Origin of the sequence: Paenibacillus sp. OV219 (assembly GCF_900110075.1) — a bacterium.
GTDB lineage: Bacteria > Bacillota > Bacilli > Paenibacillales > Paenibacillaceae > Paenibacillus_Z.
The window spans coordinates 85,826-98,319 of record NZ_FOCJ01000014.1 but is presented as its reverse complement, the minus strand read 5'-3'; the positions used below and the strand labels follow the sequence as shown (position 1 = coordinate 98,319).

Annotated in this window: 11 protein-coding genes and 1 riboswitch; of the genes, 8 read left to right on the top strand and 3 right to left on the bottom strand. The window is 51.8% G+C overall.

Annotated elements, in window-relative coordinates:
• Window positions 1-78 precede the first annotated feature (78 nt).
• From BMY11_RS25915 to BMY11_RS25905, 3 genes are read right to left on the bottom strand one after another with little or no spacing between them, the layout of a single operon-like run.
• Window positions 79-732 (bottom strand): TetR/AcrR family transcriptional regulator, encoded by a 654-nt coding sequence (locus BMY11_RS25915; protein WP_177182837.1) that lies wholly within the window; start codon window positions 730-732, stop codon window positions 79-81.
• Window positions 733-763: 31 nt separating this feature from the next.
• A complete protein-coding gene (locus tag BMY11_RS25910) occupies window positions 764-1,561 on the bottom strand; it encodes an ABC transporter permease subunit (protein ID WP_090582876.1) in 798 nt (265 codons plus the stop codon).
• Between the two features lie 14 nt (window positions 1,562-1,575).
• Complete coding sequence (locus BMY11_RS25905; protein ID WP_256217781.1) at window positions 1,576-2,463, bottom strand: ABC transporter ATP-binding protein; 888 nt, start codon at window positions 2,461-2,463, stop codon at window positions 1,576-1,578.
• A 392-nt stretch (window positions 2,464-2,855) separates the two neighbouring features.
• A riboswitch (purine riboswitch) is annotated at window positions 2,856-2,956 on the top strand.
• A gap of 224 nt (window positions 2,957-3,180) precedes the next feature.
• Here BMY11_RS25905 and purE point away from each other — a divergent pair.
• From purE to purF, 8 genes are all read left to right on the top strand, one after another.
• Window positions 3,181-3,666 (top strand): 5-(carboxyamino)imidazole ribonucleotide mutase, encoded by a 486-nt coding sequence (gene purE / locus BMY11_RS25900; protein ID WP_090582874.1) that lies wholly within the window; start codon window positions 3,181-3,183, stop codon window positions 3,664-3,666.
• The gene (gene purK, locus BMY11_RS25895; RefSeq protein ID WP_090582873.1) at window positions 3,663-4,844 is read left to right on the top strand and encodes a 5-(carboxyamino)imidazole ribonucleotide synthase; all 1,182 of its coding nucleotides are present in this window, start codon (window positions 3,663-3,665) and stop codon (window positions 4,842-4,844) included. Before purE ends, purK begins: the two co-directional genes overlap by 4 nt.
• Before the next feature lie 5 nt (window positions 4,845-4,849).
• On the top strand, window positions 4,850-6,145 hold the full coding sequence (purB, locus tag BMY11_RS25890) for an adenylosuccinate lyase (RefSeq protein ID WP_090582871.1): 1,296 nt from the start codon (window positions 4,850-4,852) through the stop codon (window positions 6,143-6,145).
• A gap of 280 nt (window positions 6,146-6,425) precedes the next feature.
• Window positions 6,426-7,316, top strand: coding sequence for a phosphoribosylaminoimidazolesuccinocarboxamide synthase (locus BMY11_RS25885; RefSeq protein ID WP_090582869.1), 891 nt, complete (start codon window positions 6,426-6,428; stop codon window positions 7,314-7,316).
• A 330-nt stretch (window positions 7,317-7,646) separates the two neighbouring features.
• Window positions 7,647-7,889 (top strand): phosphoribosylformylglycinamidine synthase subunit PurS, encoded by a 243-nt coding sequence (gene purS, locus BMY11_RS25880; RefSeq protein WP_090582867.1) that lies wholly within the window; start codon window positions 7,647-7,649, stop codon window positions 7,887-7,889.
• 3 nt (window positions 7,890-7,892) lie between these two features.
• Window positions 7,893-8,588: a phosphoribosylformylglycinamidine synthase subunit PurQ gene (purQ, locus tag BMY11_RS25875; protein WP_090582865.1), complete on the top strand. Its 696-nt coding sequence runs from the start codon at window positions 7,893-7,895 to the stop codon at window positions 8,586-8,588.
• Window positions 8,566-10,809 carry a phosphoribosylformylglycinamidine synthase subunit PurL gene (purL, locus tag BMY11_RS25870; protein WP_090582863.1) on the top strand — a complete coding sequence of 748 codons (2,244 nt, stop codon included), beginning with the start codon at window positions 8,566-8,568 and terminating at the stop codon, window positions 10,807-10,809. The genes purQ and purL overlap by 23 nt, the downstream gene beginning before the upstream one ends.
• A complete protein-coding gene (purF, locus tag BMY11_RS25865; protein WP_090582861.1) occupies window positions 10,794-12,272 on the top strand; it encodes an amidophosphoribosyltransferase in 1,479 nt (492 codons plus the stop codon). The genes purL and purF overlap by 16 nt, the downstream gene beginning before the upstream one ends.
• The last annotated feature ends 222 nt before the right edge of the window (window positions 12,273-12,494 follow it).

Here is a 12,494-nt window from a genome sequence, read left to right as displayed (position 1 = left end):
TTTCTAGAGAGAACATAACAAAAGGACAGCGCTGGACCGGCGCTGTCCTTTTTATTATGCTCTTAATGCATTTATGCGCTAAACGCGATAAACTCCATACTTGATCATATCGAGGTAATCGTCAATTTCCTTCATGAGCCTCTCTTCCGCGCCGATGAGCGGATGGGACTGCCCTTTGTGCAGTTGCAAATACTTCATGGATAGCGCATTTAACGTAAGCGTGACGAGGCCGAATACCTTCTCAGGTGTGAGACCGTCCCGCAGCGGTACAGATTTGAGCAGATCGCCTCGATAGATCGATTCCAGCATGAACGGAGTCGTGAACTTCGTCTGATAATCTGCGATTAGCTTCTCGACTTCCTCTTCTACAGCCTTCGGCGGATGGCTGATGACACGCGTTACAATCTCGGTCTCGTGAAAGTGCTGCAGCGTTACGCGCTGCTTCGCGAGCACCATCTCCTTGATGCGTACGAAGAAGTCTGTCGTCTCAATCGCTTCGACGGCTTGCAGCGTCTTCTCAATCAGCACCTCCATCGCATGTCGTACGACGGCGAGATAGAGGTTCTTTTTGCTTTTGAAATAATGAAACAATATGCCTTTCGATATGCCGGCTCGCGCCGTTATCGTATCTGTCGACGTATTCGTATAGCCATTCTTGGCGAATTCCTCGATACAGATCGTTAAGATGAGCTCCTGCTTCTCTTCAGGCAGCTTCGCGAAGGCGGGATACACAGCATGCAACTCCTTTAAGAAACGCGACTGGCTAGACCATAATGTCTTTTCTACTATAATACCAGTGCGCCATCATTACGCAACCGACGATGACAACGGCCATAATCGCGATGTACTGCGGGTTGAAGTAACGTTCGGTTATTATCGCTGCCGCATCGGCATACTTAAAGGGACTGACAAATTTCAGGAAGTTGAAGGTATCCGATACGTCGGCAATAATGCTGAAGAAGTACATAATAAACACAAGGCCGAGCGACATGGATACGACAGTTCGTGTCCGTTTGACGATAGCGGAGATGAGAAAAGCAATGCTTGCGAACGTCAGATGCATAAGGACAACCGCCGATTCCAGCAAGAAGAAGGTGGAGTATGAGACGTCCGCGCCTTTCGTGAACTGGAAGCCAATGACGCTTGCTGCCACGATGACGAGGTTGAAAATAACAACGTTCGCGAAGACAGCTGCCCACTTCTCCGTAATGATTTGCTGTCTTGTGAACGGCTTTGCAAGCAGAAACTCAATCGTCTTCTCGCCTTGTTCCTTCGCGACGATATTGGATCCAAGCATGGCTGCGTAAATACTGCCAAGCAGCGTCGTCATCAGATGAATCTCAATCCCATAGAAGCCGAGAGCCGTGCTCATCGTAAGTTGATCCATGCCGAATGCTTTCTTCATTCCCTCAGGCATGGAGCTCATCATCTCATCCAGACTGTGCTGCTGCTTCGCCATCTCGGGAAAGATACTCAAATATAACAAAATAATAGCGGCTATTATAATGCTCCAGATGATTAGGCTCCTAAGATTCCTTTTAAACTCTCTTCTAAACAGCATCGGTGATAACCCCCTTATTCTTTCTCATAATAATGAATGAAAATCTCTTCAAGCGACGGTTCTTCAATAAGGATATCGCTAAAAGGCGCATCCGCGAGCGCATTGACCAGCCTCTTCATATCGCCTCCGTACAGCAGCTTCAGATGCGTTCCGGCAGCTTCCTGCTTGATGATGCCGCTTAGGGATGAAAGGTCGATTGCGGCTGGATTGGCAGCAGTCAGCGTCACGTTCTTCAGGTTGTTTTTGAGTAAATTCTCGACGGATTCGACTTTGATGAGCGCACCTTCTTTAATGATTGCAACGCGGTCACACAGTTTCTGCACCTCGCTAAGAATATGGGAGGAGAAGAAAATCGTCGTCCCTTTGCTCCGCTCCTCCTTCAGTAGCTCGAAGAAATGATTCTGCATAAGCGGGTCCAGTCCGCCTGTCGGCTCATCGAGTATGAGCAGCTTCGGCTCATGCAGCAGTGCCTGAACGATGCCGACCTTCTTGCGGTTGCCGAAGGAGAGGTCTTCAATCTTGCGAGATGTATCGAGATCGAGCCGCTGCGCCAGCTCATGAATTCGACCGAGGTTCGTATAGTGATGGAAGGATGCCGAGTAACGCAGTAAGTCGATCACCTTCATGTCGTCGTAGTAGAAGATTTCCGATGGCAGGTAGCCAATCTGCTGCCGAATCGCCTTCGCCTGTTTCACGATGTCTTTGCCGAAGATCGTCGCGTTTCCGGAAGTCGGGAAGATAAAGTTAAGCAAAGTTCGGATCGTCGTGCTTTTGCCCGCGCCGTTCGGTCCGATAAAGCCGAATACTTCCCCTTCTTCGATGGAGAAAGTGATATTCGAGATGCCGCGGCTTTTGCCATAGGTCTTGGTTAACTGCTGAATGTCCACGATCGGTTGCTTCACGCAGGTAAACCTCCTTAAAGTTTTTGCGAATGACTTCTAGTAACGCAGTATGGAATGCAAGCCGTTCGCTTCGAAAGCAATCGCTTATTGGGTTAATGAATTCGATTGACTAGCGAGTCAATGTGATTGTAAACCTGGTTGACTAGTCAGTCAATAGTGAGTTTGCTTAGGGAACAGGTTTGAAGCTCCTTTAATTCCGATAGGAATTAGTTTGTACGTGAGCGAAAATACGAACTTTTCAAGTCAAATATAATTTAATGTTCGTGTTTTTGCGTTGACATTTCACGTGAGGCTTGTTAAACTACTAATAGTTAATACGATAAACAAGTGAAAACGGCTTTGTCGTCCATTGGTGACAAAAGCTAACGTTTCACGGAGAAATCTAAGCAAAGTAAATTAAATCCATACACACTCGTATATACTTGGGGATTAGGCCCGAGAGTATCTACCCGAGAACCTTAATTTTCGGACTACGAGCCTACGCTGGAAAGATACAGGTTGCCGCTATTATGGGGCAGCCTGATGTTGTCTTACTGCCCGTGTTTGCCAATATTTAGTTATAAATATTCGGTGCCGGGGAGAGGCTGCTTTCCGCTATGGTCTTGAAAGTCCCGAAGCCTTCCAATATTGGAATGTGTGCTTAGGGACTTTTTTTATAACAGCTTAGTTGTGTGCGAGAATCATATTTCTTCTTAAAGCAAAGGTGGTCATTGGCAAATGTCAGTTGAAGTGGGCGTCATCATGGGCAGCAAGTCGGATTGGGATACAATGAAACTAGCCTGCGACGTTCTGGATGAATTGCAAATCCCTTACGAGAAGAGGGTCGTCTCGGCTCACCGGACACCTGATCTAATGTTCGAATACGCAGAATCTGCCGCAGCCCGTGGCTTGAAGGTCATTATCGCGGGAGCAGGCGGCGCTGCACATCTGCCCGGCATGGTCGCTGCGAAGACGATTCTGCCGGTTATTGGCGTTCCTGTGAAGTCTTCGAATTTGAACGGACTGGATTCGCTGCTGTCGATCGTTCAGATGCCAGGCGGCATTCCGGTTGCAACGGTTGCAATTGGAAATGCGGGTGGAACGAACGCAGGCCTGCTTGCGGCGCAAATGATTGGTGCATTTAATCCGGACGTTCAAGCGCGTGTACAAGCTCGCCGTGATCGCATTCAGCGTGAAGTGCTGGAAAGCAGTGAGACGCTATGAGTTCGACCGCAGGTAAAGGGGTAGGGCAAGGGCGAGTTATTCTTCCAGGCGCAACAGTCGGCATCTTAGGCGGCGGTCAACTTGGTCGAATGATGGCGAATGCGGGCAGCGCGATGGGCTACCGATTCGTCGCATTGGATCCGACGCCGGATGCGCCAACCGGGCAAGTCGCTCAGCAGATTGTAGCAGCTTACGATGACCGCGATGCGGCTCGGGAGCTGGCACAGCGCGCAGACGTTATCACGTACGAGTTCGAGAATGTCGATGCTGGCGTTGCGGCGATGCTGATGGAAGAGTCGTACGTGCCTCAAGGCAGTGAGCTGCTCTATACAACTCAGCACCGCTTGCGCGAGAAGCGTGCGATTGAAGCCGCGGGCGTGAAGGTCGCGCCTTACGCGGAAGTGCGCAGTGTGGACGAGCTTTGCGAAGCGGTAGGCCAGTTCGGACTTCCGTGCGTGCTGAAGACAGCAACTGGCGGCTACGATGGCAAAGGTCAGTGGGTTATCCGCAGCGCGGACGAGATTGATGAAGCGTTCGAGACATTGAAACGCGCCGGAGTGGATCTGGTGCTGGAGCAGTTCATTCGCTTCAGCAAGGAGCTGTCCGTCATTGCGGCAAGAAGCACGCAGGGCGAGATTCGCACATTCCCGGCAGCGGAGAATGTCCATGTCGATAATATTTTGCATCTGTCGATTGTGCCGGCACGGATTGATGAAGCATTGCAGCACGAAGCGGAACGGCTTGCGGCTCGCATCGCTGAAGGGCTCGGCGCCGTCGGCTTGATCGCGGTCGAGCTGTTCTTGACCGAGGATGGCGAGCTGCTCGTGAACGAGCTTGCACCGCGTCCGCACAACAGCGGCCACTACACCATGGAAGCGTGCAGGACATCGCAGTTTGAGCAGCATGTGCGCGCGATATGCGGCTTGCCACTCGGCGACACGTCGCTTCTGACGCCGGTTGTCATGGTAAATGTGCTCGGCGAGCATGTTGAGCCGCTGCTGGATCTGGTGGCTAAGCCGGATGTGAGCGCAGAGCGCCGCGGCGTCGCGCCTAAAATTCATTTATATGGGAAACATGAAGCCAAACATAAACGGAAAATGGGTCATGTCAACGTGCTTGCCGCGAATGTCGATGAGGCGCTGGCGTGGATTTCCGAAACGAACATATGGAGGGTTTAAACTAGATGTTAGAACGTTACAGCAGACCGGAAATGAGAGCAATTTGGACGGAAGAGAACAAATTCAAAGCATGGCTCGAGGTTGAGCTTTGCGCATGTGAGGCTTGGGTTGAGCTTGGTATTATTCCACGTGAGGATGTTGAAGCACTTCGCGAGAATGCAACTTTCAACATTGACCGTATCAATGAGATCGAGCTAGAGACTCGCCATGACGTTATCGCGTTTACGCGTGCGGTGTCCGAGACAGTCGGTCCTGAACGTAAATGGGTACATTACGGCCTGACGTCTACAGATGTAGTAGACACGGCTATGGGATATCTACTTCGCCAAGCGAATGAGATTCTTGAGAAGGACATTACGAACTTCATTGAGATCCTTCGCGGCCAAGCAGTTGTCTATAAGGACACAGCGATGATGGGCCGTACGCACGGCGTTCATGCGGAGCCAACGACTTTCGGTTTGAAGCTTGCTCTGTGGTACGAGGAAATGAAACGTAACCTGGAGCGCTTCCACCATGCGGCAAACGGCGTTCAATTCGGTAAAATCTCCGGTGCAGTTGGCACGTACGCGAACATCGACCCGTTCGTTGAAGAGTTTACTTGTAAGAAGCTCGGCATTTCGCCAGCTCCAATCTCGACGCAGACGCTTCAACGTGACCGTCACGCGGAGTATGTCGGCACTTTGGCACTGATCGCAACATCACTAGATAAATTCGCAACAGAAATTCGGGCTTTGCAGAAGAGCGAATTCCGTGAAGTAGAAGAGCCGTTCGCGAAGGGTCAAAAGGGTTCATCGGCTATGCCGCACAAGCGCAACCCGATCGGCTGCGAGAACATCTCCGGTCTGTCCCGCGTTATCCGTGGTCACATGCTGACAGCTTACGAGAACGTAACGCTGTGGCATGAGCGCGACATCAGCCACTCGTCGGCTGAGCGCGTCATCCTGCCAGATTCGACGATGCTGCTCAACTACATGCTGAATCGTCTGGGCAACATCATCAAGAACCTGCAAGTGTTCCCTGAGAACATGAAACGCAATATGCAGCGCACGTTCGGCGTACCGTTCTCCGGCCGCGTCATGACGAAGCTGATTGATAAAGGCCTTAGCCGCGAGCAAGCGTACGACACTGTACAGCCGCGCGCGATGCAAGCTTGGGAAGAGCAGCGCCAATTCCGCGACATTATTGAAGCGACGCCGGAAATTACGGCTCATCTGTCGGCGGATGAAATCGCAGATGCGTTTAATCCGGCTTGGCATCTGAAGCATGTGGATACGATTTTCAGACGTCTTGAGTTGATATAAAAGGGCATGCCTGCGCATGAGAAAACGTCTTCCGATCGCTGTTGTACCTTGAATTTCCTTGAACAGTAAGTGATTAGAGGTGGAAATTCTTGTACAAAGGCGCAAATGATATGCGTAGCTTAAGCAACGCATATCATTTCGCCTTGGCGAACGCTGCGCTTCTCCAGACTGTTTTCTCCTGCTCCGTCACTCAACCTTAAAAGCAACTGCACACTGCAAACCGCAACTGCAACTGAAACAACATCGATACCGATACCAAGCCTAAAGGAGAGGGACAGGAATGACACAAGCGTTGTCCACGGCTGTGGAGATTGTGAAAGCGCCGCTGCTGTATAAAGGCAAAGTGCGTGAGCTGTACGATCTTGGCGAGCATTATTTGATCGTCGTTACTGACCGCATTAGCGCGTTCGATTATGTACTGGACCCGGCGGTGCCGGAGAAGGGGAACGTGCTGAACCGGTTGTCGACGTTCTGGTTTGAACAGACGGCTGAGATGATGCCGAATCATATCGTGCACACCGATGTGTACAAGCTTGGCGATCTCGTTACAGAGCCTGAGTTGCTCAAGAATCGCATCATGGTTTCGAAGAAAGCCGAGCGCATTGATATCGAATGTGTCGTTCGTGGCTATATCACGGGCGGAGGCTGGAGACAATATGTGAAAACATCGGCAATTAACGGCATCGAGCTTCCTGAGGGCCTGCGCAAGAACGAGCGCTTCGAGAAGCCAATCTTCACGCCTGCTGCAAAGAACGATGTTGGTCATGATGAAGATATTCCTTTTGAACGGATGCAAGAGATGGTCGGCGCAGAGCTCGCTGAAGAGCTTCGCGACAAGAGTATTGCTCTCTACGAATTCGCTCAAGCGCGCTGTGAAGAACGCGGTATTATTCTAGCGGATTGCAAATTCGAGTTCGGACTTATTGATGGTAAAGTCATTCTAATCGACGAAATCTTTACCCCGGACTCCTCGCGTTTCTGGGCAAAAGACAAATATGCGTTCGACATCGAGATCGACAGCATGGATAAAGAACCGGTACGCACTTATCTTCTGGGCTCCGACTGGGACCGCGACAGCAAACCAGCTCCACTGCCTCAATCGGTCGTAGATGAAACAACGAACCGCTACCTAGCGATCTACAAAGCGCTGACAGGCGAAGACTTGGTTTAAGATATGTAAAATCACGCGGGCCAAGCATAGATGGCTCGCACCACATACAGGGCTCGCGCAGCGAAGGTGGCGGAAGCCACCCCGCAAGCGGTGCCCAGGATGCTCCCCAAGAGCATCCTGCACTAGGTTTTTGTTTCACCCAGGATGGGCGCAGCAAAGAAGTGGATTGTCGAGACGGAGAGCGACAGCGATCGCCTTTGAACGTAGGAAACTACCGCAGGTATTTGTTCAAAGTTTCCGTTCGTTCAACAGCGACGAAGTCCGATAATTCCACGTTTTGCGAAGCGATCCCATCCTTACTCTCACATTTTCAGGAGGCGACCCCCACTAATGAAGGCTAAAGTCTACGTAACAATCAAACAGAACGTGCTCGACCCGCAAGGCAGCGCAGTACAAGGCGCATTGCATTCCATGGGCTTCGATGAAGTCGGCAAAGTTCGTATCGGTAAGTTCCTGGAGCTCAACCTGAGCACATCGGATCGCACGGAAGCAGAAGCGCGTCTGACGGCAATGTGTGAGAAGCTGCTGGCGAACACGGTTATTGAAGACTACCGTTTTGAATTGGAGGGATAACCGATGAAGTTCGCGGTACTCGTATTTCCAGGCTCCAACTGCGATATTGACTGCTACAAAGCAGTAGAAGATACAATTGGCCAATCCGTTGACTACGTTTGGCACACAGCGACAGACTTGTCTGCATACGATGCTATTCTTGTTCCTGGCGGCTTCTCTTACGGCGACTACCTGCGCTGCGGCGCAATCGCTCGTTTTGCCCCAGTAATGAGTGAAGTAGTCAAAGCAGCCGAGCAAGGCAAGTTCATTCTCGGCATCTGCAATGGCTTCCAAATTTTGACTGAAGCAGGCCTGCTGCCTGGCGCACTTCGCCGCAACAGTGGCATGAAGTTCATCTGCGCACAGACGCAGCTTGAGGTCGTTAACCATACAACAGCTTTCACAAGCGAGTACAACGCGGGTGAAATGATTGATATTCCAATCGCTCATGGCGAAGGCAACTACTTCTGCGATGAAGAGACACTTGCGCAGCTGAAAGCGAACAACCAAATCGTGTTCCGTTACGCAGGGGATACGAACCCGAACGGCTCGATTGAGAACATTGCAGGTATTTGCAACGAGCGCGGCAACGTCGTTGGCATGATGCCGCATCCAGAGCGCGCTGTAGATCAGCTGCTCGGCTCGGCAGACGGCAAACGGATGTTTACATCGATTTTGAATGCATGGAGGGAACAACATGGCGCAGCAGTTAACGGCTAAGGAGCCAACAGCAGAACAAATCGCGGATCAGCGCATCTATACGCAGTTCGGCGTTACAGATTATGAATATGAGCTCGTTTGCGGTTTTCTAGGCCGTAAGCCGAACTATACCGAGATCGGCGTGTTCAGCGTCATGTGGTCGGAGCACTGCTCCTATAAGAATTCGAAGAAGATTCTGAAGAAATTCCCAATCACAGGACCGAAGGTTCTGATGGGACCAGGCGAAGGCGCGGGCATTGTCGACATCGGTGATAACCAAGCAGTCGTGTTCAAAATCGAATCGCATAACCATCCTTCCGCAGTTGAGCCGTATCAAGGCGCAGCAACAGGCGTGGGCGGCATTATCCGTGACATTTTCTCAATGGGCGCTCGTCCAGTAGCTTTGCTGAACAGCTTGCGTTTCGGAAACCTGGAGAATTCGCGTGTGAAATATCTGTTCGAGAACGTAGTTAGCGGTATCGCGGGCTATGGTAACTGTATCGGTATCCCGACAGTTGCAGGCGAAGTGATGTTCGACGAGAGCTATGAAGGCAACCCGCTCGTTAACGCAATGTGCGTCGGTCTAATCGATCATGACAAGATCCAACGTGGTGTTGCAAAAGGCGTAGGTAACCCGGTGTTCTATGTTGGCCCAGCAACAGGCCGTGACGGTATCCATGGTGCGACTTTCGCATCGGTTGAACTGTCCGAAGAGTCCGAAGAGAAGCGTACAGCGGTGCAAGTGGGCGATCCGTTCATGGAGAAGCTCGTTATGGAAGCAACGCTTGAGCTGATTGACTCCGGCATCGTTGTCGGTATTCAAGATATGGGCGCAGCAGGGCTTACTTGCTCCAGCGCCGAGATGGCATCCAAAGCCGGTAACGGCCTTGAGCTGTACCTCGACGAAGTACCACAGCGTGAAGAAGGCATGACGCCTTACGAAATGATGCTGTCTGAGTCGCAAGAGCGGATGCTGTTCGTCGTTGAGCCGCAGCATGAAGCGCAAGCTCAAGAGATTTTTGACCGTTGGAGCATTATCTGTGTGAAGGTGGGTAAAGTGACGGACGACGGCCGTCTGCGCCTGTTCCATCAAGGTGAAGAAGTGGCGAACATGCCGGTAAAAGCGCTCGTTGACGAGTGCCCGATGTATGACAAACCATCCGCTGAGCCAGCTTATTACGCGGCTAACGGTGCAATTGATACAGCAGCTTATCCAGAAGTTACAGACCTGACTGGTGCGCTCAAGCAAGTGTTGGGTTCACCGACAGTAGCGAGCAAAGAGTGGATCTACAACCAATACGATTACATGGTTCGTACGAGCACAGCGGTTCAACCTGGTTCAGACGCTGCGGTTGTAACGATTCGCGGCACACGCAAGGCGCTTGCGATGACTACGGACTGCAACGGCCGTTACGTTTACCTCGATCCAGAGGTTGGCGGACGTATCGCGGTTGCGGAAGCAGCGCGTAACATCGTTTGCTCCGGCGCTGAGCCACTTGCAATTACGGATAACCTGAACTTCGGTAACCCGGAGAAGCCGGAAGTGTTCTGGCAAATCGAGAAGGCAGCAGACGGTATTTCCGAAGCTTGCCGTAAGCTCGAGACACCGGTTATCGGTGGTAATGTCAGCTTGTATAACGAGAATACGAAAGGCGCGATCTACCCGACGCCGGTTATCGGCATGGTTGGTCTCGTGCACGACGTTGATCATATTACGACACAAGGCTTCAAGACAGAGGGCGATGTTATCATCCTCGCGGGCGAAACGAAGCATGAGTTTGGCGGCAGCGAACTTCAATATGTGCTGCACGGCAAGAGCGAAGGACGTCCACCGCAAATTGACTTGGATACAGAGAAATTGCTTCTCGATGGCGTGCTTGGCGCAATTCGTGAAGGCTATGTCGCTTCGGCGCATGACTTGTCCGAGGGCGGTCTGGCCGTAGCAATTGCGGAATCCGCAATTAGCGGCAAGCTTGGCGCTGAAGTGAATGTAGAGACAAGCCTGCGCGCGGATGCAGCTCTGTTCAGCGAATCGCAATCCCGCATCCTGCTTTCAGCGAAGCCGGAGCACGCAGCAGCGCTTCAGCAATACCTGACAGAGCAAGGCGTTCCAAATGCCGCAATCGGTACGGTTCGTGGTAACGAAGTTGTCGCATCGGTTAACGGCAAAACGGGCATTAACGCTGGCATTGCAGAACTGGAGAAGGTTTGGAAGGATGCGATTCCATGTCTGATGAAATAAAACAGCTGCCGAAGCTGTGGACAGGCGATCACTATAACGAAGGCATTGGCCGAGACGATATTTTTGATAAATTGCGTGAGGAGTGCGGCGTATTCGGGGTGTTCGGCATCCCGGATGCGTGCTCGCTAGGCTACTACGGCCTGCATGCGCTGCAGCATCGCGGTGAAGAGAGCGCCGGAATGGCAGCTGTTGAGTCTGATAGCGGCAAGTTCACGCATTACCGCGGCATGGGTCTTGTGAAGGAAGTATTCGACCAGCAGAAGCTGGACGGACTTCCTGGTGACCGTATTATCGGTCACGTTCGATACTCGACCGCAGGTGAGAGCAAGCTGGCGAATGCGCAGCCGCTCATCTTCAAATACCGCGATGGCGACCTCGCCGTGGCAACGAACGGCAATATCGTGAATGCGCCGTCGATTCGTAAGGAGCTTGAGAGCCAAGGCTCGATCTTCCAAACATCGAGCGACACGGAAGTTATTGCCCACCTGATTGCACGCTCGAGCAAGGATTTTGTCAGTGCAGCAAAAGACGCGCTTCAGCGGCTCATTGGCGGCTTTGCTTTCCTTCTGATGACCAACGACAAGCTCGTTGTCGCATCGGACCCGAACGGCTTGCGTCCGCTCGTAATGGGCAGACTTGCTGGCGGATACGTGTTCGCGTCGGAAACTTGTGCACTAGAGACTTGCGGTGCTGAATACGAGCGCGATGTACAGCCTGGTGAAATGTTAATTCTCGATCGTGATGGACTCCGTCAGGATCGGTTCGACAAGCTCGAGCGCCGCGCGACTTGCGCGATGGAATATATCTATTTTGCCCGTCCGGATAGCGATATCAACGGTATTAACCTACACTCGGCTCGCAAAAGAATGGGTCAGCGCTTGGCGCTGGAAGCTTTCATTGATGCGGACGTTGTGACAGGGGTGCCGGATTCGTCGATTTCGGCTGCAATCGGTTACGCGGAGCAGACGGGTATCCCGTACGAGCTCGGCCTAATCAAGAACAAGTACACCGGCCGGACGTTCATCCAGCCTTCTCAAGAGCTTCGTGAGAAAGGTGTTAAGATGAAGCTGTCGGCTGTGCGTAAAGTCGTCGAGGGTAAGCGTGTCGTTATGATCGATGACTCGATCGTGCGCGGTACGACAAGCCTTCGCATCGTGAACCTGCTTCGCGAAGTAGGCGCGACTGAGGTGCATGTGTGCATCACGTCGCCTCCGTTCAAGAACCCTTGCTACTACGGCATCGATACGCCGGACCGCAAGGAATTGATCGCTTCGCAGAAGACTGTGGAGGAGATTCGCTTAGCAATTAACGCGGATTCGTTGCACTTCCTGAGCCATGATGGCTTCATCGAGGCCGTTGGCGGTAACGATGGGGAGTACAATCGCGGTATGTGCCTGGCGTGCTTCGATAATGATTATCCGACGCCGGTTGATCCGACATCGGAGAAGAGCTGCAGCTGTTAGGTGAGACCGTATGGCCTGCTGCTGATATGAGTTTCCAATCGCTGTTGTACCTTGAATTTCTTTGAACAATAAGTGATTATAGGTAGAAATTCCTGTACAAAGGCGACCGCTGACGCTTTTCCAACTTCATATCAGCCTCCGGCCTCCTCCTCACTTGGGGTATAAGAGCAGATTATCTAACCGTCGCTAACCCGACTGGTTGGCAGGATAAAGGTAAAAAGC

Bases quoted from the DNA above. Each gene is read 5' to 3' on its own strand.
- BMY11_RS25910 (WP_090582876.1), bottom strand. From the start codon at position 1,561: ATGCTGTTTAGAAGAGAGTTTAAAAGGAATCTTAGGAGCCTAATCATC.
- purE (WP_090582874.1), top strand. From the start codon at position 3,181: ATGTCAGTTGAAGTGGGCGTCATCATGGGCAGCAAGTCGGATTGGGAT.
- purK (WP_090582873.1), top strand. From the start codon at position 3,663: ATGAGTTCGACCGCAGGTAAAGGGGTAGGGCAAGGGCGAGTTATTCTT.
- purB (WP_090582871.1), top strand. From the start codon at position 4,850: ATGTTAGAACGTTACAGCAGACCGGAAATGAGAGCAATTTGGACGGAA.
- BMY11_RS25885 (WP_090582869.1), top strand. From the start codon at position 6,426: ATGACACAAGCGTTGTCCACGGCTGTGGAGATTGTGAAAGCGCCGCTG.
- purS (WP_090582867.1), top strand. From the start codon at position 7,647: ATGAAGGCTAAAGTCTACGTAACAATCAAACAGAACGTGCTCGACCCG.
- purQ (WP_090582865.1), top strand. From the start codon at position 7,893: ATGAAGTTCGCGGTACTCGTATTTCCAGGCTCCAACTGCGATATTGAC.
- purL (WP_090582863.1), top strand. From the start codon at position 8,566: ATGGCGCAGCAGTTAACGGCTAAGGAGCCAACAGCAGAACAAATCGCG.
- purF (WP_090582861.1), top strand. From the start codon at position 10,794: ATGTCTGATGAAATAAAACAGCTGCCGAAGCTGTGGACAGGCGATCAC.